16 protein-coding genes are annotated in these 21,682 nt (G+C 41.0%); 2 read left to right on the plus strand and 14 right to left on the minus strand.

Annotated elements, in window-relative coordinates; translation table 11 throughout:
- Positions 1 to 46 precede the first annotated feature (46 nt).
- Entirely contained in the window at positions 47 to 1,423 is a 1,377-nt protein-coding gene (locus OCU78_RS20600; protein WP_137373699.1) for a diguanylate cyclase domain-containing protein, read from the minus strand.
- Between the two features lie 364 nt (positions 1,424 to 1,787).
- Here OCU78_RS20600 and OCU78_RS20605 point away from each other — a divergent pair, with 364 nt between their 5' ends.
- Entirely contained in the window at positions 1,788 to 2,933 is a 1,146-nt protein-coding gene (locus OCU78_RS20605; protein ID WP_137373698.1) for a DUF3541 domain-containing protein, read from the plus strand.
- A gap of 119 nt (positions 2,934 to 3,052) precedes the next feature.
- On the opposite strand, the gene OCU78_RS20610 is transcribed toward OCU78_RS20605, so the two are convergent.
- The 9 genes from OCU78_RS20610 to OCU78_RS20650 form a co-directional block, all read right to left on the minus strand.
- Positions 3,053 to 3,514: a hypothetical protein gene (locus OCU78_RS20610; RefSeq protein WP_137373697.1), complete on the minus strand. Its 462-nt coding sequence runs from the start codon at positions 3,512 to 3,514 to the stop codon at positions 3,053 to 3,055.
- A 270-nt stretch (positions 3,515 to 3,784) separates the two neighbouring features.
- Positions 3,785 to 6,097, minus strand: coding sequence for a methyl-accepting chemotaxis protein (locus OCU78_RS20615; protein WP_137373696.1), 2,313 nt, complete (start codon positions 6,095 to 6,097; stop codon positions 3,785 to 3,787).
- Positions 6,098 to 6,327: 230 nt separating this feature from the next.
- Positions 6,328 to 6,945, minus strand: coding sequence for a class I SAM-dependent methyltransferase (locus OCU78_RS20620; protein WP_137373695.1), 618 nt, complete (start codon positions 6,943 to 6,945; stop codon positions 6,328 to 6,330).
- A complete protein-coding gene (locus tag OCU78_RS20625; RefSeq protein ID WP_137373694.1) occupies positions 6,945 to 8,198 on the minus strand; it encodes a sensor histidine kinase in 1,254 nt (417 codons plus the stop codon). The genes OCU78_RS20620 and OCU78_RS20625 overlap by 1 nt, the downstream gene beginning before the upstream one ends.
- Positions 8,195 to 8,902, minus strand: a complete 708-nt coding sequence (locus tag OCU78_RS20630) for a response regulator transcription factor (RefSeq protein WP_137373693.1) — start codon at positions 8,900 to 8,902, stop codon at positions 8,195 to 8,197. Before OCU78_RS20630 ends, OCU78_RS20625 begins: the two co-directional genes overlap by 4 nt.
- Positions 8,903 to 9,035: 133 nt before the next feature.
- The gene (locus OCU78_RS20635; protein ID WP_137373692.1) at positions 9,036 to 12,248 is read right to left on the minus strand and encodes an efflux RND transporter permease subunit; all 3,213 of its coding nucleotides are present in this window, start codon (positions 12,246 to 12,248) and stop codon (positions 9,036 to 9,038) included.
- Between the two features lie 2 nt (positions 12,249 to 12,250).
- Positions 12,251 to 13,558 (minus strand): efflux RND transporter periplasmic adaptor subunit, encoded by a 1,308-nt coding sequence (locus OCU78_RS20640; protein WP_137373691.1) that lies wholly within the window; start codon positions 13,556 to 13,558, stop codon positions 12,251 to 12,253.
- Positions 13,555 to 14,967: a TolC family protein gene (locus OCU78_RS20645; protein ID WP_137373690.1), complete on the minus strand. Its 1,413-nt coding sequence runs from the start codon at positions 14,965 to 14,967 to the stop codon at positions 13,555 to 13,557. The genes OCU78_RS20640 and OCU78_RS20645 overlap by 4 nt, the downstream gene beginning before the upstream one ends.
- Positions 14,968 to 15,159: 192 nt before the next feature.
- Positions 15,160 to 15,426 carry a hypothetical protein gene (locus OCU78_RS20650; protein WP_137373689.1) on the minus strand — a complete coding sequence of 89 codons (267 nt, stop codon included), beginning with the start codon at positions 15,424 to 15,426 and terminating at the stop codon, positions 15,160 to 15,162.
- A 234-nt stretch (positions 15,427 to 15,660) separates the two neighbouring features.
- Here OCU78_RS20650 and OCU78_RS20655 point away from each other — a divergent pair, with 234 nt between their 5' ends.
- Positions 15,661 to 17,715, plus strand: coding sequence for an EAL domain-containing protein (locus tag OCU78_RS20655; protein ID WP_240701742.1), 2,055 nt, complete (start codon positions 15,661 to 15,663; stop codon positions 17,713 to 17,715).
- A 96-nt stretch (positions 17,716 to 17,811) separates the two neighbouring features.
- Here the strand turns inward: OCU78_RS20655 and OCU78_RS20660 are convergent, their stop codons facing one another.
- The 4 genes from OCU78_RS20660 to OCU78_RS20675 form a co-directional block, all read right to left on the minus strand.
- Positions 17,812 to 19,020 carry a NupC/NupG family nucleoside CNT transporter gene (locus OCU78_RS20660; protein ID WP_137373688.1) on the minus strand — a complete coding sequence of 403 codons (1,209 nt, stop codon included), beginning with the start codon at positions 19,018 to 19,020 and terminating at the stop codon, positions 17,812 to 17,814.
- Positions 19,021 to 19,038: 18 nt separating this feature from the next.
- Positions 19,039 to 19,173, minus strand: coding sequence for a hypothetical protein (locus OCU78_RS20665; protein ID WP_257217114.1), 135 nt, complete (start codon positions 19,171 to 19,173; stop codon positions 19,039 to 19,041).
- A 310-nt stretch (positions 19,174 to 19,483) separates the two neighbouring features.
- Positions 19,484 to 20,950, minus strand: coding sequence for a coniferyl aldehyde dehydrogenase (locus OCU78_RS20670; protein WP_137373687.1), 1,467 nt, complete (start codon positions 20,948 to 20,950; stop codon positions 19,484 to 19,486).
- Between the two features lie 173 nt (positions 20,951 to 21,123).
- The gene (locus OCU78_RS20675; protein ID WP_137373686.1) at positions 21,124 to 21,429 is read right to left on the minus strand and encodes a hypothetical protein; all 306 of its coding nucleotides are present in this window, start codon (positions 21,427 to 21,429) and stop codon (positions 21,124 to 21,126) included.
- Positions 21,430 to 21,682: the final 253 nt, after the last annotated feature.

The raw sequence follows: 21,682 nt of genomic DNA on the forward strand, positions 1-21,682 counted from the left end.
TTTTCCCTACTTTCAGCAACCAAAACTTTCCAAGAAAAAATTCTACTTATTTCACAAAATTGGGAGCCTGAAGTGCCTGGCGTTTTTCTTCATACATTCGTTCATCTGCAGCTCTAATTAATGCATCCACATCTTCATAGCATGAATCGTAGGTCACCCATCCAATACTCACCTTCAGATATATTAAATCTTGCTCATAGATCACTGGTGTTCCACAAATCACTCTCTGTAACTTCTGGCTAATCGCTCGGGCGTCAACATCGTCTTTCACTCGGGGCAATAAGATTAAAAATTCATCACCACCAATTCGAGCCACAATGTCCGAGCTTCTAAGTACGCTTTTTAATCGTTCAGCACATGCTACAAGTACTTTATCCCCAGCGGCATGCCCATAAGTGTCATTGATTGCTTTGAATTTATCCAAATCTAGATTCATCACCGCAAATGTTTCCGTGCCATGCTTACGAGCACTATCAAACTGCTGTTTTAAGCTGTATATGAAATAACGTCGATTCGGTAACTTGGTTAATTCGTCATGAAGAGAACGGCTACGAGCCATGGTATACAACTGATAAATAGTCATAAACGCTAAAGAGAGTACAAACAGGAGTACATAACCGACCAAACGAACAAAGTACACTCGGTACCAAGGCAAGTCGGCAAGTGCATCACCATCAAGTGAGGCTGCTATGTACCAACTTCCGTAAGGGAAGTTCACCTGTTCAGTGGCAAAAGCATCTTCAAAAACTGAAGAGTCACCATAAAAAATAGCACCTTCTTTACCTGTACTATTGAGCCCTCTGATACCAAGTCGGTACTTTAATTCGAAATTCTCAACGCCGACATCTTTGAAAAGTGACTGGAAATCAATAATGGCGCTGCACACACCCCAATAATCTTTGTTAAAAGGGGGATCGGTAAAAATAGGGTTTCTTGCAATGAGACCTTTTCCCCCTTGAACCAAATCGACAGGTCCAGAGATGAATATTTGCTCAATTTCATGGGCAATTCTTACCGACTCCCACTGTTCGGGGACATCACGATAAGCCACGCCAATCGCCTTTTCATTGCCTCTGAAAGGGTAGACGAAGTTAATGACATCATCCTTTGCTAACCCAATGATCTTGACATGGGTTCCTTCTCGAATGATGTTTGCAGCAATTTTTTCCCACTCTTTGGGACCAGCATCTGGGTTGACTGTGATTAATGTAGAGAGGCTATTAAGAACATAAATATCAGAAACAATGGCAGCTTCTAAACGAGAACGAATTACAGACAAGTGCTTTTTAGCCTCCGCCGCAGACTCATTTTTTAAAAATGAAACCTGGTTTCGGTGAAAAGATTCGACCGCTCCTACTGCTAACACAATAAACGAAAAAGCGAGAACTCTCACAGACCACTGTTTATTTAACCAATTTAGCATTCATGCTCCACTGTACTCCTTAATTTCATAATTAATTAAGGTCAGTTTTATTTATATAACTATTACTAAGAGTAAACTAAATGTTAAAGAAGTGCATATCTCAATGATGTGATTTTGAAGTAAAGCAATAAGAAAATCATCATTAAAAGTTGATATAAATCTGACACTTCGCCTCAATTAACTATGGTTCTACTCAAAGCAAACCAGAAAATCAGCTGTTAGCTTCATATAAATATATTATATAAAAACAAGTTGGAAGACGATTAACCAATAAAACTGACTTATATTTGACTGAATACTCACACGATCCCCCCTTCCTACTGCTAGTTTACTTGAATCTTGTTCATCACCCGGACCTATTGATATGAAACTAACAACACTCTCAGGTGGTATTGCGCTGGCTGTTTTTCTGGCTTTTGGCTCTTACGCAAACGAGTCAATTAGTGTTACAGAGTCTAGCCACTCTTCAGCAGACAACGTGTTGATACAAAAACCTGCATTAAATCGTCACTACAAAGAAGGTGCCGATTTGATTAAGAATACGTATGAAAGCCAACTTTATACTCTTCCTGCATTCAAAGAAGGGCACTATGGGCTTCGTATGTATCGCCAAACCCTTGATGATAAGTATTCGGCTGCAGTGTGGAGTGATATGGCTCGGGTTGCTAATAAATTGAATCGCCTCTCCAATGAAGTGCACACTCTTGAACAAATCGTCCTTTATTCAGAAAAACGAATAACGTCATATCTCGATGAAACTGATGAACGAAGCGTCCGACGCTACAACATTACTAAGCACATGCCAGAGTACTTATATCTAGGTGTTGATTTGCTGGGTTCAATGGCTAGAGCAAATGAATATGGGCTAGAACATAAAAATGATGAGAAACTACGTGAGATTATTAGACGCTATGATTTCTCTCACTATGTATCTAACCAAGACATGGTTAAGGCATGGGCTGCCCAATTAGCTAACCAAGTATATTGGCTAAGACAATTAGGTGAGCAAGACGTTGTGGATGAATTCGTAAAGACATTCAAAGATGCTTACCCTGACGAAACGGATAAGAAACTAAGCCAACAGCAATACGGTAATAAACTGTATGGCATGACTCATATTATCTTTGGTGATTCTGAGTACTACCAACATCAAGTAAGTGAAAAAGAACATCAGTGGATTTACGATTATTTCAGAGACAACATCGATACCATTCTGCTACGAGCAAAAGAAGACGTGATTGCTGAAGTCGGGTTGACATTTTTACTCGCAGGTTTAGAAGATGATCCAGTCGTAGAAAAAACACGCCAAGCTATTTTGGCTTCTATAGACAAAGAAAAAGGCATGATCCCATCTGTTACTGGAGATTTTGATCTCCAGTACGGTGAGCATAGAAATGTACTAGCGATAATGTTACTTGATTGGCAAAAAGTGAATGAGGCACCAACTTACATTGGTCAACCTGAAGTTTTTTCAAATCTACCTTATGGGCTTATTTCGAAGAAACTATAATATACGACACTTAAGCCGCTCCGTTCTATACAGTAAAACCTCGACTGCAAAATGTCACTTCAATGACATTTTGCAGTCGATATTACTTAGTTCAGTTCTCAATAATAATTTAGATTTCATCAACAATTGATAGAAGCATAAAAAATATCTGACTCTGTTTTCTGGTTGAATTCATAAAGTTCGCCATCAATTATCACTTTTAAGTTCTCGATATTTCGTGGTTTTTCGTCAACCGTAACTTCAAAGCCTCTAATGTGTGAATGGTGATAAAGTTGCCCAAACGACCCAAGAGCTACTGGCTTTCCATCCAAAACAAGAGAAGTATTTTCTTTCTTAATTTCGTATCCCTTAGTCACTATTAGCACTCTCAGTGGCGCTTGCTCTCTATCATCTGGAAAAACACTCATTTCCCCATTTTTTAAGCCGTCGTATTGTGCTCTGTGGTATCCACAACTTTGAGACTTAGTTAGTTCGAGCTGCTGAGATTCAACAGGCTTAAAATATGTTCTTTCGGTTGGGTAGACAACACAGCCAGTAATGAATGAAGTTGCTAATAAAGTAATGAATAATTGAATCTTCACTGAGTTTTTACCTTTAGTTTTGCTTCGACATAAGTTATGAATTGAATCTTAGTGATTCACCTCACCGTTGTCTGTAATGATTTGTAAGTCATTTATTACAAAACTTTTTAATCGCTCTACACTTCTGTGATGGCAACAACTCTGAGGATGGCAACACCATAAATATCCAATAACTAGTTAACCAAAAACCAGAAAACTCACATCACCTTCGACAGAACATAATTAGCCGATATAGAATGATTAATGCTATCGCCATCCCACATTGCGTATTTAATATTTAAATTTATCCATCTCTGTATTCAAGTTATCTGCCTGCTGAGACAAACCGCCTAACACTTCATCCACGTGGTTCACTTGTTCTGATACTTCAGTAGAGGCATCAGCAATAGAGGTAATGCTTGAGCTTATCTCATCAGTCACCGCTTTTTGCTCTTCTGTAGCTGCTGCAATTTGCACGTTCATATCATTAAGTTCCGTTAGCATGGATACGATTTGCTCCAACATCTGGGTGTTTTCGGCACAAGTACCCACACCTTTAATGACCGATGAATTCGCATTTTCTATGCCTTTAGAAACGCTTTGTGTCTCTTTTTGTAACGATTCAATTTTTGAGCGAATTTCTTCTGTCGAGTCTTGAGTTCTGCTTGCTAAAGAACGGACTTCGTCTGCTACAACCGCAAAACCTCGCCCTTGTTCCCCAGCCCTTGCCGCCTCAATTGCTGCATTCAAAGCCAGCAGGTTGGTCTGCTCTGCAATGCCTTGAATTACATCCAATACTTCAGCTATCGAGTTACTTTCATTATGCAGGCGAGTAATGGCTTCAACGGCTATTTTCATTTGTGTATTAATTTGTGACATTTCATCCCCGAGAGATTGTCCTACATCTTTACTCTTCGAGCCCGTTTCATTAGCTGCTTTCACATAATCAGCAGCTCGGTTGGCGAACTGTGCCACCTCAGCAATTGAAGCACTCATTTCGTTCACCGCGGTAGCGACACTATCAGTACGGTGGCTTTGTTCAGAAACCGCTCCGCGAGTACTGTTCATATTTCCAGACATAGACAGGGTGTTGTGATTCAGAGTCTCCGTCGCAACAGCGAATTCCTTGATCATTCCTTGGAGCTGCTCAAACAAAGCATTTAATGACGCAGACAAGTCCGTCATTTCATCCTTGCCTTGAATGTCCAATCGAGCGGTCAAATCGTTTCTTTGACTGATTGATTGCACTTTAAGAGAGGCATTTCTAATTGGACGTGAAATATTGTTCCCTACCAGATAAGAAATTCCTACAGACGCGGCGATAATGACGACAATACTGACAATTACGGTATTCATCACCGCTGAATTCAATACCGCGACATCCGCTAATGCTTCATCTTCATCAATCTCGGTTAAAATCCCCCACTTAAGGCCGGCTGCATCAATAGGAGCATAAGCAGAAAGCACTGCGACACCTCTATAATCATTGACGATTTCTACCCCACTTCCTCCAGCTAAAGCTTGAGTTGCCGTAATAGAGTTAACGGGTTGAAAACCAATGGATGAACCTTTGCCATCAATATTAGAAATCACATCAGACGATACACCCGAACGGCTTAATGCCGCCAAGTACTCTGCTTTACTTTCAATGAGGAATCGGGATTGGCTTCTCAGCAATAAATCAGGTCCTATCAAGTAACTTTCCCCACTGCTGCCTAATCCAGCCTGAGCCCACTCTTCAGAAAACGTCATAATTTCATTAATCGCATCAACTGGCATTTGAAATACTACGACACCAACTCTTCTTCCATGGTCGAAAACAGGGCTCGCAATAAACGAAGCCGCCGCTTCATACGAAGGATAGTAAGGATAAAAATCTTCTAAAAAATAACTATTTTTTGAAAGGTTCTTACTTTGACGATAAGCCTTACCTAACCCACTTGAACGGTATGGTCCCGTCTCTAGATTAGTAGCAAAATCGAGCTCTTTAAATACGGAATATACGACGTTTCCATCAAGGTCGATAAGGAAAATATCATAAAAACCAAAAGCTTCTAGATAGTGACGGATAGGGGAATGGTACTCTTTATGGGCAATGTCATAAGCGGTATTTAGGCTGTCGTAATCAAGTAAGTGCTTCTCTCCTAGTGCATTATTATTCGCACTTATATAACGAGCCTGTAGGGCTTTACCTGTTTCGGAAACTTGACTTAATTTACTGAGTTCATTGGCTGGCGTTTGAGCATTTCGAGAACGGTAAGTCATCCCAAACTGACTGGAATAATAACGCTTTAACTGGTTGAGGTTATCTTCCGTTACTTTGTCTACAGGGTATTCATTGAAAGCCTTAGTAAATGCTACCAACGCTTGTTCAGTTGAATGGTCATCAGCCAGCGTTTCTACTTGCAATTTTATTTGGTTAAAATAGCGTTCAATTTCATTTTTCTTAATTTCGCGCACAGACAGTAACTGGCTTGATGCTCGTTCATAGAGTGCATTTTTAGACAGCCCTGATGCTTTCCAACCAACAAAACCACCACTTACGACAACACCAACCGCGCACAGAAACGTACAAGCGACGATTATCTTGGTTGCAATTTTCATACTAAATCCTCGTAATACACAGAGTAATTTTTAAGCCATATGAAAATGCCAACTTACTTTTATAAAAATACTACTTTATACAAATACAACTGAATAGCAGTGCTATAAATTGCACCTCTCATTAGTCTAGACTAGAAATTTTAGCCTTTCGATTAATTATCTCATTCAATGGAATTAAACAAATCTTTAATAGAAATAAACCTAAAGCGCCAACTCTAACCAATGAAAATCTAATGCTTTTTCATTACCACTGTGAAGTCATCTGGTGAATAGCCATCAATGATGGTTACGTCGTCGCACAAGGTTCGACAAAAGCGATAGATCCCTTGCTTGTTGTAACCAGTCAATAAAGGTTGTTCGGGGTAGGTACTGGAATCCAATAAGTTAAAAATGACGCATTCGTTCGCCATTTCATACATATGCGTAATCACTTTGGTTAAGTAATTTTCATCGCGAGATTTGTAATTCAGTGACCCACTGGCAATCACAACATCACAAGAATTTACGCTTACGGTACTTAAGTCTCCGGCAAGAAATTCACAGCGGGGATCAGGGTGTAGGGTTTTCGCTTGCTTTAAGAAATGCGCTTGCTGATCAACGCCAATGTAGCGCTGTAAAGAATAGAGGTTTGAAAGGTAATCAAATAATTGCCCGTAGCCACAGCCTAAATCGACCACTGCGCGGTTTTCAAATTCTGTCGCATACGCAATAGCGGAAAACCTAGCAATCTGAGCGTAATGGCTTGACCAGCCTAATGTACGCGCATGGCTTTCTTGAGTTGCGTCTTTCCAGATTTTAACTCGCTTGCGGTGATACAAATAAACTTTCAGTCGATCGCGCCAATCCATTAAGAAAAATCTACGTAAACTTCACGCCCTGTATCCAATGACTTATTTTGATACTTCCAATGGTATTGGCTCAAAAGCCTTTCTGTTAATTCTAACCCAAGCCCAAAACCTAAGTTATTGTCTTCATTTGTTCCATCAACATTTTGATTAATAACGTGGACAGTCAAACCATCTTGAACAATCGAAACGCACCCTTCTTCAGTATGTTGAAATGCATTACGCACCAAGTTCGTCAATACAATTCGGCACAATCCTTCAGGTAGAAGACTAGAAGATAAGTCCGTTTTTAAATGGATTTCGACAGACTTCCCATTGAGAAGGTATTCAAGATCATGAGTGAGTTGTTCTATTATTTTACCTAGCTGGATGGAATTCATAGGCAGGTCTTTATCTTCTTGGCGAGTCAGCCACAATAAAGTCTCAGTTAAGTCAGTCATAGTGAAACCAGCGCGCTTGATACGGTCAACCACTTCTAACTGTTTCTCTGGGCTTTTACCTTTTTGAATCAACTTTTCAAGCAATTCGCTGTTTGTTCGAGTAACGGCAATTGGCGTTCGTAATTCATGGCTCGCATAACCTAAGAATTTTTGTTCCCTTTCTAACCCGTCCTGCATTGAACTCACGCTGTTTCTGATAATGCCTGCTAACGTGTTTAATTCACTGTAGTGGAAGTCAGGAATACTCCTTTCGATATTATCTTTATCGAGTACTTTCGCCCAATTTTTCAATTCTTCAACAGGGGTCGCTACTTTGCGGAGTATTAATATCAAAATGACAAAAAACAGAACTATCGCGGCAAGTGCTGTGACTAAAATAGTAATAAAGTGAGGCAGAGCTTTATCATCAAAAGAATTACCAAGCTCTTGTTTGAATATGGCTGACACATAACGAACTTCATCCCCATTCATGACTTTCATTGCAAAATAGCCGGCTTTAGGAGGCGCAAATAAGGACTTACCGATGATCTCCTTGGTTATTTCGTCAAAGCCCATTTCCGCTAACTTTAAGTTATCTTGAATTTCTTGTGGCAAATCATTCCACTCAGTCGCTACCGTAAATTCTTGAGCAGTAACAGGGTGCCCAGGAGCCGCAGCCGCTTGATGAGCTTGAGCACTCATCGAACCTCGCATTGCCACGTCCATGCCTGAGATAAAGTAGCTCACACTTAACGCAGACATGATCACAATCGTGGTGATACCCGTGAGCAGCATCGCTAGTAATACATATAACCTTAAACTCGGTCTTATCTTCATGATTCAGACGGTTCCTTTATCGCAAAGCCCTTACCTGTCACTGTGTGCACCAATTTTTTGTCAAAGCCTGTATCTACTTGCTTACGCAGGTTAAAGATGTGCACTTTCAAGCTATTGCTATCCGGTTGCTCTTCGCCCCATACCCATTGCATGACTTTTTCACGAGAAACCGTCTTGGGGCTTTCACGCATCAGGATTTCTAATATTTTGAATGCCGTAGGGGAAAGTTTGAGGGGCTTTCCAGTCCGGTAAGCTTGCTGTTGTTGTAAATCGATATCGAGATCCAACACAGATAAACGGCTAACCTGCCCACTTCGACGTTTCGCCAGTACTTGAGCTCGCACAATCAGTTCTTCCATCGCAAAAGGCTTCACTAAATAATCATCTGCACCCATAGAGAAACCCTTAAGCTTATCGTCTAACGTATCTCTAGCCGTCAACATCAAAATTGGTGTATCAATGCCTTGCGCACGAAGTTTCTCGCACACCTGTAATCCACTCATTTTAGGTAGATTAAGATCTAAAATGATCACATCATAACTTTGATTGCCGTTCTTCTGCTGGTTCTCAATTAAACTAAGTCCAGCCACACCATTAGCAGCATGATCACATTGAATATCTTCTAAATCGAGATAATCAATCACTGCCGTGGCTAAATCTAAGTCGTCTTCCACCAACAGTAATTGAAGTTTATCGGTGATCATATTTACCTCTACGTTTAAAAAGATTAAAGGTTAGAAACTGAAATAGCTTACCACCGCCTGAACATCTTGCCAGACAGTGGCGATTCTTCTGTTAACTCATTCAGCTTTGTCTACACACTATTAATAACAGATATTATTCAGACACTTTCAACTCAGTCTGCAATTGAGTGTTTTGATCAGTATCAAATCGAGCTTTCAAAGTTGTAATAAATTCTTTAATTTCACACTGAATCATCAGTAATGACGGCGTTAATATTAGGGTAATGAATGTGGCAAACAAAATACCATACCCAAGCGCTGCAGCCGCTGGAATTAAAAATTGAGCCTGTAACGATGTTTCACTTAGTAACGGTGTTAAACCCGCGAAGGTCGTGACCGATGTCAGTAGCACGGCTCTTAATCGGCCAGTACACGCTTGAACAATCGCATTGCGTGCAGACATGCCCTTTTCTTTAATTAGTTCATTAAAACGAGAAACAAGTAATAAGCTGTCATTCACCACCACGCCACTCAAAGCCAAGATACCATTTAACGATAAGATGCTGATTGTTAAATCATTCCACCAATGCCCTAAAATAGCGCCAACGATACCAAATGGAATAGCGGTCATTATGATAAGTGGTTGCACATACGATTTTAGTGGAATCGCTAACAAGGTATAAATCGCAATCATTGCCAGTAAAAACATACTGGTCATTGAGCTGGCAGTTTCGGCTTGCTCTTCCGTTTCCCCAGCAAAATTTACAGTTAGGCCTGGGTACTGTGTAAGCAGTTCTGGAACTAAGTTTTGTTGTAACTGATTTACCAACTCGCCTGGAGCCATAATATCTTTATCTAAAACCGCAGTGATATACACAGCTCGTTGACTGTCAATTCGCGTAATTTCTGAAGCTTGGTAATCCGAGTAAATGTTTGCAACTGTGCTTAAAGGCACAACCTTACCATCGCTGGTTCTCACATTAGCTTGGTTTACATCAGCCATGGTTTGACGATCGTCTTCTGGGTAACGCACTCTCACTTTTACTTCGTCTTTACCGCGCTGAAATTGCTGAACAATGTCACCACCAAAAGATTGTAATACTTGTTTTGCTAAGCTTGCTGTATCAAACCCTAAAGCACGACCTTGCTGAGTAATTTCAAAACGATACTGTGACTCACCTAAGTCAAGGTTATGATCAATGCCACTTACGCCAGCCACACCTTCAAGTGTTTCCACTAATTGATTACCCGCCGCGCTTACTGATTCATCACTCCACGCTTTTAGTTCTACTTTAAAGTTATCGACCATCTCCATTTTTGACAGAATTTTTAGCTTCTTCACGCCTTCCATTTGACCAACGGTCTCTTGCCAACGTTGTGCGAATTCGTTCGCTGAATACACGCTGTCACTGTCTAACTCAATTCTTACTTGCCCTGTATCGTCACTGTCCGCAATGACTTGTAGGCTTAGCAATTCACTCTCTTCGTCTGCTGCGCTGTACTGAGATCTTAAACCTTCATCAACCTGAACGGCTGCCGCCTCTAACTCTAATAGGTTCGTTTGCGTTTGCCCAAAGCTTGCATCATTTTGCATCGACATATCGGCAGTCACTGTATCACCCGGCATATCAGGGAAAAAAGCAACTCTCACATTGCCTGTCATTGGCAAACCAACCACTAAAATGAACAGTGAGATGAACACCATAATCACCGCGTAACGAAGTTTTAAAGCCCAATCAATCACTCGGCTATAGATACGAACGTTAAACCACTGTAGAGCACTATCAGCCCCATGTTGAATACGGCTCCAAACGCCTTTTCTCTCGCCTCGGTGGGTATTAATGTGCGCTAAGTGAGAAGGTAAAATAAACTTCGACTCAACCAATGACAGCAACAAGCAAATGGTGACAACCGAACCAAACTGAGCGTAAATTTGCCCCATTTTTCCATCAACATTTGCCAGCGCTAAGAATGCTACAACCGTTGTTAACACACCGAATATAGTCGGAGACGCAACTTTCATCGTACCGCGAATCGTGTTGTTAACTGAGTCTCCTTCTTCTTTGCGAGTGGTATAAATACTCTCTCCCACCACTACGGCATCATCAACCACGATTCCGAGTGCCATAATGAAGCCAAAAGTCGTCATTTCATTGATGGTCAACCCCATAAAGCTGTCAGTCATGAAGAACAAAGTGCCGCAGAAAACAAATGGTAGACCAGCAGCCACCCAAAACGCGACTCGTACATTAAGAAATAACGCCAGCACAATGAACACTAGTCCAATACCCGTTAATGCGTTTTTCACAAGCAAGGCTAAACGGTCTTTGATCATGGTACTTTTGTCGTACCAGGTTTCAATTTCTAGACCATCTGGGAGTGCATTACTTGCTTCCCAACGATCAACTACTTGCTGAGCTTGTTCCACAATACTCACAACGTCGCCATATTCATCCATGACGATTTGTATCGCAATCGCGTTTTTTTGGTTATAACGAGACAATACAAAGGTATCGTCGGCAAACATGTCTTTAACTGTCGCGATATCCCCTAATGTAATTTGAGTACCATCGCTATTCGTCACGACCGGAATAGCGTTAAAGTCTTGCAGTTCATAAGCTTGCTCAGACACTTTTAAACGAACAGTTTTATCCCCGTTACGTAAACTGGTTGATAGCGCCGTGGATGATTCAGCATTAATCGCTTCAGAGACGTCCGTTAAAGTCAGTCCATAGGCTTGTAGCTTACTTTCATCAACTTCAACCGAAATCATTGGGTCGACTTTAGCTTTAATTTCAAGATCGCGAATCGCAGACTGGCTCAGTAAATCCGCTTTCAGTTGCTCGGCTAAATCTTGTAATGTGGCTCTGTCCGCTTCACCGTATAGCTGCACCCAAAGCGCGTGGTCTTGCATTCGAGCTTTATCAATTACTGGGTTGTCCGCCCCTGAAGGCAAGTTATTGATGGCATCGATTTTGGTTTTTACATCTGTCAATAAAGTATCTAAATCGTAGGTACTTTCTTTTTCGATAGAAACATGGCTGCCATTTGCATCTGAAGTCGAAGTAATGCGTTTGATGCCCGGCACGGTTTCCAAAGCATCTTCAATTTTAATCGCCAGCCCTTCTTCTGCTTGAATTGGATCACCACTGTCATAGGTGACTGAAACCGTCACAATATCAGGTTCTAAACTTGGGAACGCTTCTTTACGCAAAGAATTCAGCGAGAATAAACCAATCAAAATAACACCAACTAGTAATAGATTTGATGCTACCGAATTATTAGCAAACCAAGCTATTGGTCCTGTGTGCTTTTCCTGGTTTTTATGGTTGCTTTGAACTTCTGGAAGTTGAGTGTTTTCAGACATAATTAACCCTCAACCTTAGCCATGACTTTCATTCCCACTTGGAAACTGCTCAACGGACGTTTCACTACGTGAACAACTGCTTTGGTGCTTGTATTCAGGTCAAAATCCAAGCTATTTGGGTCAATGTAAATCAAACCATCTATTTCAAACTGAGCTTGTGCTGAAGACTTCGCGAGCAACCCTTGTGAGTCCACCACCCAAATGTCACCCTGCTGTGAAAGTGCAGAAGCAGGAAGTTGCCACAATTGATCCAAAGCTTTACCCGAGATAACCGTCTTCACAAACATACCAGGATAAAGATCGTCCACTTGTTCAAGTGGGTTTTCGACCACAACAATCAGCGAACGCTGACGAGTATCTTGTGATAAATGCTGCTCGACTCGTTCAACATTGCCCTGCCACTGATGAGCGCCATCAGAGCTTTCCAAAGTTACTGGCCAAGAGGTACTTTGAAGCTGTTGGTTATCTAAAGATGGTAAGTTTTTCCATTGGCTTTCTGATAATGGGACCGTCACCTCTACTTCATCGATGCTATATAAAGTCGCAACTTGAGTACCCGGTTGAACATAGCTGCCAGGTTGAATATCTCTCGTCACCACTAACGCATCAAATGGGGCTTTCACTTGCGTTTTCTCAAAATCTTGTCGTGCTTTTTTAAGCTCTAATTGCGCATTTTCAAGGGCGGCTGTCACTTGCGCTAATTGAGGCTTTCTCAACACTAGCGGGGAATCCGGTTCGCCTGATAAACCCGAATGTTCCCATTCTGATTTAGCTTGCTCACCTTGCCTTTGCTCTTCTAATAAATTCAATTTTGCTTGAGCAACATTCGATTTTGCTAGCGATACCGCTTGCAGGTAACTGGTATCATCAATACGCGCAATCACGTCACCTTTGTTAACCACTTGCCCCGTTTCAAAAAGTGTACTCACACTTTCAACACGCCCGCCCACTTCAGCTGAAAACATCAGCTCATAACGTGATTTAACTTCACCATGACCAACAACTTCTGCTTGGTACTCACCAGAAGTCACATTAATGATGGAGACCTGAGGTAATTTAGAAAGCGCTTCTTTTTCAGAAACTTGATCTGTTTTCGAACCTTGTTCTTTTGTGTGAATTTGACTCTGGCTAGATGATAAGCCTCCAGATTCAGGTGACACGTTAGAAGGCTCAGGTTGCACATGAGAAGATAAAGCCGACTCTGGGGCTTTTTTCACTGGCTCCATTTGAGAGCCATTAAAAGCCACCGCTGCAAATATGCTTGAACCCGCGATAAGAGTAATTGCGATAGTTAGTTTGTTGAGTTTCATGCGGATGCTCCTAAGCCAAGTGCTAGACCTAAATCAATTCGGTTTATTAAACGGTTATAAATAGTTTGTGTGAGTTGTGCTTCAAGATCGTAGGTTTGCTGCTGAACGGTAAGGAGATCAAAAATGTCGACTAAACCCTGACGATACTTTTCTTCGTAGCTGATAAAGCTGCGTTGAGCGCTTTCTAAAGCAAGAGCTAAATGTTGTTGCTGAAGGGCTAAAGAGCCTTCTTGCCCCATGGTATTTTCAACTTCATTCACCGCATTAAGCAGTGTTTCTTGATAAGCCCAATAGCTTTGCTCTGTTGTTAACTGTGCCACTTCCGCTTGTGACTTCAGTTTCCCACCTTGGAATAAGGGTGCAGATACTTGACCTAATGCGCTCCATAGCGGACCGGTCAATAACGCTTCACTTGGCGACTCTGCCATGTCAGTTAAACTAGCTGAAAGACTAATAGAGGGAAGCATCGCTTTATAAGCTGCATCCGTTCGTAGTGCTTCCGCTTCAATGTTTAAAAAAGCAGATTGGAGATCAGGTCTACGAGATAAATTTTGATCTGGCATCACATCTAACGGATTTAAGACATCAGGAAAAACAACCGGAATAGACACGTCTAATGACTCGCCAACCCACTGACCCGTTAATAAAGTTAGACTACGTTTACTGCTTGCAAGTTGCTCTCGGTAGTCAGCTAAGGTTGCCTTCGTTGATGCACTATTAGATTTAGCATTATCGAGGTCTTCTAAGCTTCCTAAACCAGACTTATATCTGGCTAATACCAAATCTTCATTGTTCTCAAGAACCACTAAACGCTGTTCTTCAATCGTCACTAGCTGCTGTTTCAGGCTAATTTCTAGCCACGTGCGCATTAAGTTCGCCACCACTAAGTCTTGTGCACCTTGTAAGCTGGCTTGAGAACTCATCACATCTTTCATGGCAGCATTACTACTGTCTGCCAGCTTTTGCCACAAATCCAGCTCCCAGCCAACAGTAAGGTCGGTGGTATAAGTATCGTCACTGTCTTCTTGCGCTTTACCACTGAAGCTGGCTTCAACGGTTGGCAAACGGTCAGCTGCGGTAATACCTTGCTGCGCGTAGGCAATATTGAGTGCCACTACGCTTTGCTGCAAACTCGGGTTGGTTTCAAGCGCTTGAGTAATGAAGGTGTCTAATTCAGGTAAGCTCACCAAATCCGTGATCTGTATGGATGATTCAGTTTGGTTGTTTTCACCACCTTGAGCCGATAAGTGAGATTGTTGAACAAGATCCAGCAACAATTGCTGATTTGTAGAAGCGGTGGTTTGTTCAGCTAGTACAGTGTAATCCGCTTGATTCGTTGAGCTGCAACCAATCAAGCCGACTAAAGCCAGCGAAAGTAGGGATTGTTTTAAAGGAAGATTCAGTGTCATCTTCATGTCTCCTGTTAGAATGGAGACAAATTTAGCAACTGAGAGGTTAAGGCAGGGTTAACGCTAGCTTAAAAATAGAATTTATCGAAAAGAAAAAACAAAAGTCAGTGCCTACATGTGAAAAAGACTGCTGAGCTCTACTTACTATTACTAGGGACCGTATTGCAATGCACGGGTTACATCGAATAGTGACTAGTCTTCTTGCCCCGGAATAAAACTCGCCAATTTATAGCCGATAGCGTAACTCACAACACCTATCGTAAAAAATATTAATAAAGTGAAAGCGGTGGCGACAAACGAAGACACGCCAAAACCCCAGACAATGGTAAAGATTAATCCTTGAAATGCTTCTTGTGGCCACTGTGACATTGGAAAATGTGAGCCACCAACGATGATATAGGATGCGCTAAACAACCCACACAAGACCGCAGCGATACCGAAAATAATTTTGAAGTTCATAACGTTAACCTAATCCATAACTTGGAAATAATGCTTTATTAGCAATAACAAATAATGACACTTTTAACAGTATACATCACCTAGTGAAGACCCACTATGATGATAAATAAGCAGCATTTCGATTTTGTAACGAAGTGCATCCAAAAAAATTAAAAAAAATTCACATTATTGTAGCTTATAGAGAATGTCATACCTATAATGCGCGCACATAAGCCTATTTTACGACCAATAATAATGTTTAAGCATTCATTAGCAAGAGCCGTTTCCCTTATTTCAGATAACCCGTATATCAACGGAGTCTGTAATGTTTTCATAATGCTCCTGCCCGTCTCTTTAATTTCTGCATTTTGCATGCTACTTGGCAATGCCACGTCTTATTTTGAGTTACATGAGTTTTCACAACGCCTGTACAGCATTAGTACCCTTGTATGGCAGCTGTTTCCTATATTGCTGATTGTCTACTATTCCCAGTTTTTAGCTTCTATGCATAAGCTGGAAAGGATCTCATTAATCACCCCCTCGATCGTCATCTACTTTATTGTTAGCTATCAATGGGAGCTACTGAAAGTCGGTACGGTTATTCCCACGAACTATCCATTAGCCATCTTGCTTCCTATGGCTATCTGTTTCTGTTTAAAACTCACTAAACAAAAACGAAAACGCCAAAAAATAGAGCTGCCAAATGTAGTCGAAAAATCCATTGAGATGATCCTATCTTGCTCTGTATTAGTCTTTTCGTTCTCGACAATCAGTTACATACTCAGACATATCATCTTTGAAGATGTGGTTCTTGCCAGCTACTTCCCACACTTAGATCCACATTCACTGCTGGATGGTATTGTGTATGAATTGGCTCGAAACCTATTTTGGGCGATTGGTGTAAACGGACACATAGTACTGGCTTCTTACAAGAGCGAAATCTACCACATGAGCATGCATTTGGTAGAGCAGCACCAAACACTTGGGACGCCATTACCTATACTAACCAGTAACTTCTATGATTTTTATGCGGGGTTAGGTGGTGCTGGAAATACCTTATCTTTAGTCATGTGCATGATACTGTTCTCACGCAATGACAGTTACAAAAAACTGGGGTGTGCCGTTCTAATACTGAGTCTATTTAATATCAATGAACCCGTTATTTATGGCTTACCGATCATGTTTAACCCCATTTTGATCATCCCATTTTTAACCATTCCTGTACTCAGCTTAATGATCGCATATTTCGCCACCAGCCTTGGTTTTGTTCCGCCAATATCAGAAGTGATGAGCTGGATGACTCCCCCTTTGATCAGTGGATACGTAGGTACTGGGAATTCAATAAACGGCGCTATTTTACAAGCACTCATTATTGGTATTGGCGTACTGATCTATTTCCCATTTTTTAGGAAATATGAAAATCTAGGGCGAACTCGTCATATCTTCACCAACTCAGCTTCGAAAGAGTTTTTTAATAATGATGATGTATCAAAAGGCCAGTCCATGAATACATTCATCCCTCACCTCTCCAACAATATCTCAGCACAAAAATGCTTGAATGAGTTACAAGAAAGCGGTGAATTTACGCTGTTCTATCAACCACAATACGATATTACTCACCAGCAAGTCGTTGGGTTAGAGGTGCTCATTAGGCACAAAGGCTACGATGGAAAAATCACTCCCCCCTACTTCCTATCCAGTTTTGCCAGCTTAGGTATTATGCAAGATCTCGATTTGTGGGTGATTGAAACAGCCTTACACGAGGTAACTCCTTTTGCGGATTCTGAAAATTTCAAAGTCTCCATTAACGTTTCACCTGACACTTTGTTAATAGACAATTTTGCAAGTAGCATGCGTAAGTTAGTGGATAGCAGCGCCCTACAAACTCACCAGGTAGAGCTTGAAATAACAGAAGATGTACTGGTCAAAGATGAGAATAAAACCAAGCAAACGGTGGATGAACTTAGAGCCTCTGGTATTTCCGTTGCGCTGGATGACTTTGGTGCAGGGTTTTCATCACTTGGCTATTTATCTAAATTTGAATTCGATAAAGTAAAAATTGATCGTTCATTTGTGCTCAACCTATCCAGTGATAAAGGCAAAGAACTGTTTAAACTAACCAGCCAATTGGTACAAGTTGGTGGGGCAACGGTGGTGGTTGAAGGCGTTGAAGAGAGAGAAGAACTTGAGTTCATTTCAAAACAAAACATCAGCCTCATTCAAGGCTTTTACTTTTATAAGCCAATGCCTTTTGAAAAAATCATAGAACTGAACTTATATTCGACATCGAGCTCATTGGCAGCAAGTTAATAGGCAACTAACGTTCTAATTTAGTAAAAATCTTATTCAATTAAAACCCAAAGTAATAAAAAGGGCATACCAGAATGTATGCCCTTTTTTCTAAGCTTATAAAAGGAAGAAAATACCCGCTAAACAAGCACTCATTAAGTTAGCTAATGTACCCGCAGCTACGGCTTTCAAACCTAGGTTTGCCACTTCAGCACGTCGCTCAGGTGCAATCACACCAATAGATCCTAATTGAATCGCAATAGAACCAATGTTTGCAAAACCACATAATGCAAATGTGATGATCACTTGGCTGTGCTCAGAAAGTAAGGCTTTGTTTTCCACAAAATCAATGAAGGCTACAAACTCATTCATCACGATTTTCTGACCAATATAAGAACCAGCCATAAGTACTTCATCTGCCGGAATGCCTATCAGCCATGCTAAAGGTGAGAATAGGTAACCGAAAATCGCTTGCAGTGTAATGCCAGCAAAACCAAACACTTCACCTAAACTTTCAAGACCCGTGTTCACCATTGCAATCACACTCACAAAGGCAATCAACATAGTACCAACAGCTACAGCCACCTTCATACCATTCATTGCACCACTCGCTAGTGCATCAATTACATTGCTTTGATCAGCTTTATCTAACTCAATGTGCTCGTAATCACTTGGCGTTCCGGTTTCTGGAACAATGATTTTTGCCATAAGCAAACTACCAGGTGCAGCCATAAAACTTGCCGCAATAAGGTATTTAAGTTCAACCCCTAATCCTGCATAGCCGCCAAGCACACTGCCAGCAACAGAAGCCATACCACCCGCCATCACAGCGAACAATTCAGAGCGAGTCATGCTTTTTAAGAATGGGCGAATAAGTAGAGGTGACTCACCTTGAGAAAGGAAAATATTACCTGTCGCAACCAAAGATTCTGCTTTACTTGTACCTAGCAATTTTTGAACTGCACCACCTAGTACTTGAATCACTTTTTGCATGATGCCTAAGTAATACAGAGCTGAGATTAATGCACTGAAAAAGATGATGATTGGCAGAACGCGAACTGCGAAAATAAAGCCTTCTGTCGCTAAGCCACCGAATAAGAAAGCAATACCAGCATCCGCAAAGCCAAGTAAACTTGAAACACCGCTGCTTAAACTGGTTAATGCAATTTGCCCCCAAGGGAAATAAAGCACTAATGCTGCGAAGCAAACTTGCAATAAGAAAGCTCGGCTGACTGTTTTCCAGTTAATCGCTGAACGACTTTCAGATAATAGGTATGCGCAAGCCATCAGCGCAAGAACGCCAACAAAACCAAATAAAATATTCATATTGTGTCCTAAGAATCCTTAAAGAGTGAATAAGTGCCAAGCAAATGACAGCAAAGGAACAGGACAAAGGATCGCAAGCAGAAAGCTGCGAGATTGCGTAAGTAGCGGCTGTGTAGATAACAGCGATAGGAAATGTAGCAATGGATTTTTCATGTAGATCACCTTATACAAGCAGTGGAACGTAGCTGGTCCAGTCCTTGGGGTCATTCACAAATCCATGTGACGGCTTGTATTGGCTAAGCTTCGGCTTAAAACCGGAAGAGAAGTATAAATAGATAAACGAGACTTTCATCACATTTTTTTAGGCAAACGTTCGCGCGATTATTTATTAGGCAAAATCATTAAAATTAAAATGAAATCGATATCATTTGTTGTCATTTGAAGGACGACTTTACACCTCATCATCAAATCATAAATAAAAAAAGCCTACGTTATACGTAGGCTTTTTAACGGTTTCTTACTTTTATTTAGATAAAAATAGGCGCTTTAATGCTTTGAGTAACATACCTTGATGCCTCATCATAATTCGAGATCTTGGCAACCAGTTTGAGCTCCAAAGCACCGTTTTTGCATGAGAGAAAGTTTGAAAACCTTCAAATCCGTGGTATCGACCAATGCCCGATTGACCGACACCACCAAATGGCGCGTCGTCTGCTGATATTTGCAGTAACGTTTCATTAATTCCTACTGAGCCGCTATGCGTTTTATCTAAAATATCACGCTTAATGTTTGGATCATTAGTCATAAGGTACAACGCCAAAGGTCGTGGTCTTTGGTTAATGTATTGAGCGCATTCTTCCAACTTTTCATAAGTCATTACCGGCAAGATAGGACCAAAGATCTCTTCTTTCATGGCTAGCATTTGATCTGTTGTTTGAGTCAGTAAGTGAGGCAGCATTAACCGGCTTTTACTAAGTTCATCAGCGGCACTCTCATTCGCCCCCTCGATGGTGATATTTTGTCTATCAATCGTATGTAACTTAGCACCTTGTGCAGTGGCATCTTCAACCATATTCAGCAATCGCTGGTGTTGTCTCTCATTGATAATGTGACTAACCCCTTTCACTTTGCTCTTCTTGATGTAGATCTTCTGGAAGCGTTTCAGGTACAAATCAACAAACTGGGTCTCTTTCCCTTTCGGCAACATCACATAATCAGGAGCGATGCATATCTGCCCAGCATTTATGGATTTACCAACTAATATCGCATCAACAGCGTTTTTCAGATCGGCATCAGGGGCAATAATAACCGGTGATTTCCCACCAAGCTCTAAAGTGATAGGAGTAAGGTTTTCTGCGGCTGCTTTTGCGACTAATTTGCCAACAGCTGTGGAGCCCGTAAATAAAATATGATCAAAAGGCAAAGCACTAAAATGTGATGAAATTTCTGCCTCTCCTTCTACACATTGAATGTGGTCTTCGAATTCAGCCAAAATATGAGTTAGAACTTTATTGGTGTGAGGGGTATTTTCACTCAGTTTCACCATCATTCGGTTACCTGAAGCAAGCGCGGTTGCGATAGGGGCAATGCTCAACACAATTGGGAAATTCCATGGCACCATGATCCCGATAACACCGAGAGGCTGATAATGAACTTCGACTTTAGATGGAAGTAGCATTATTCCTGCAGCTCGGCGCTGAGGTTTAGCCCACTTAGGCAACTTTTTAAGCGTGTAATTAATATGGTGAATGGCAGGCATTAAGTCGCAAATGGTCGAGTCAAATTCACTGCGATATCCATAATCTTGCTTTAGTGCTTCAACCAATAATGCTTCAGACTCAAGCAAACGAGTTTTTAACGTGCTCAACCGAACCATGCGATCAGTAATTAGGCTATAAGGTTCAGCCTCATAAGCTAATTTGAGATTGGAAAATGTCTGACGAAGTGCCGGTAAACTTAACTCAGTTGTTTCAGAATATTGAGCATTCATTGGAAGTCCACTTAATGAATATTGACCCTATTCATATAACCTACCTCCGAACCGGCTTCAAATTTCACCAGAGAATTTGTGAAGCCGTATTATGTTTTGAAGCCCAATCATGAATCAAGCTGTTAAAAACATATGACTTTTAAGTACGATCAATATTATTGCGATAAATGCTCTTACATCACTCGTACAAACTCATACATCCCATCATTCTTAGCTTGCTCTTTAAAAAGCAAAACACCATTGTGAAAAGTTAAAGCTACCCAAAATTCTGAAGATTCGTAATAGTAGGTAAATACGCCATCTCGCCTGTCTTCTATTTGCTTTGGCGTCCCTAAAACTTTCTCAACTGCCGCTATTCTTGTTTGACCATCAATCAATGTACTTAAATCAAACGATTCTGATGCGTCATCATCAATACAACCGACTAACCCACCTAGAAATACACTCAGTAACAGCGCTATAGACACAAGCTTTTTCACAACACACTTCCTTATTTCTGTTTTGCGCATTGTAACTGCGATTAAGCAGTAGAAATGTAACGCCTTGTAAGCAGCATAAATACACTTGGAGAGCTTAGAAAAAGTAGGATTTAGTGAGATGAAAATTACGATGTAGATTTAGAAAATAATATGCAGATGTCGGGGGGCATTAAAGACTGTTTAGTCCCTAGCTCGCTTTTGGACAGACAGAAATGAGCTTTGGAGAACCAAGTATTAGCAAATCACGAATTAG

This window comes from Vibrio gallaecicus (assembly GCF_024347495.1).
GTDB classification, from domain to species: domain Bacteria; phylum Pseudomonadota; class Gammaproteobacteria; order Enterobacterales; family Vibrionaceae; genus Vibrio; species Vibrio gallaecicus.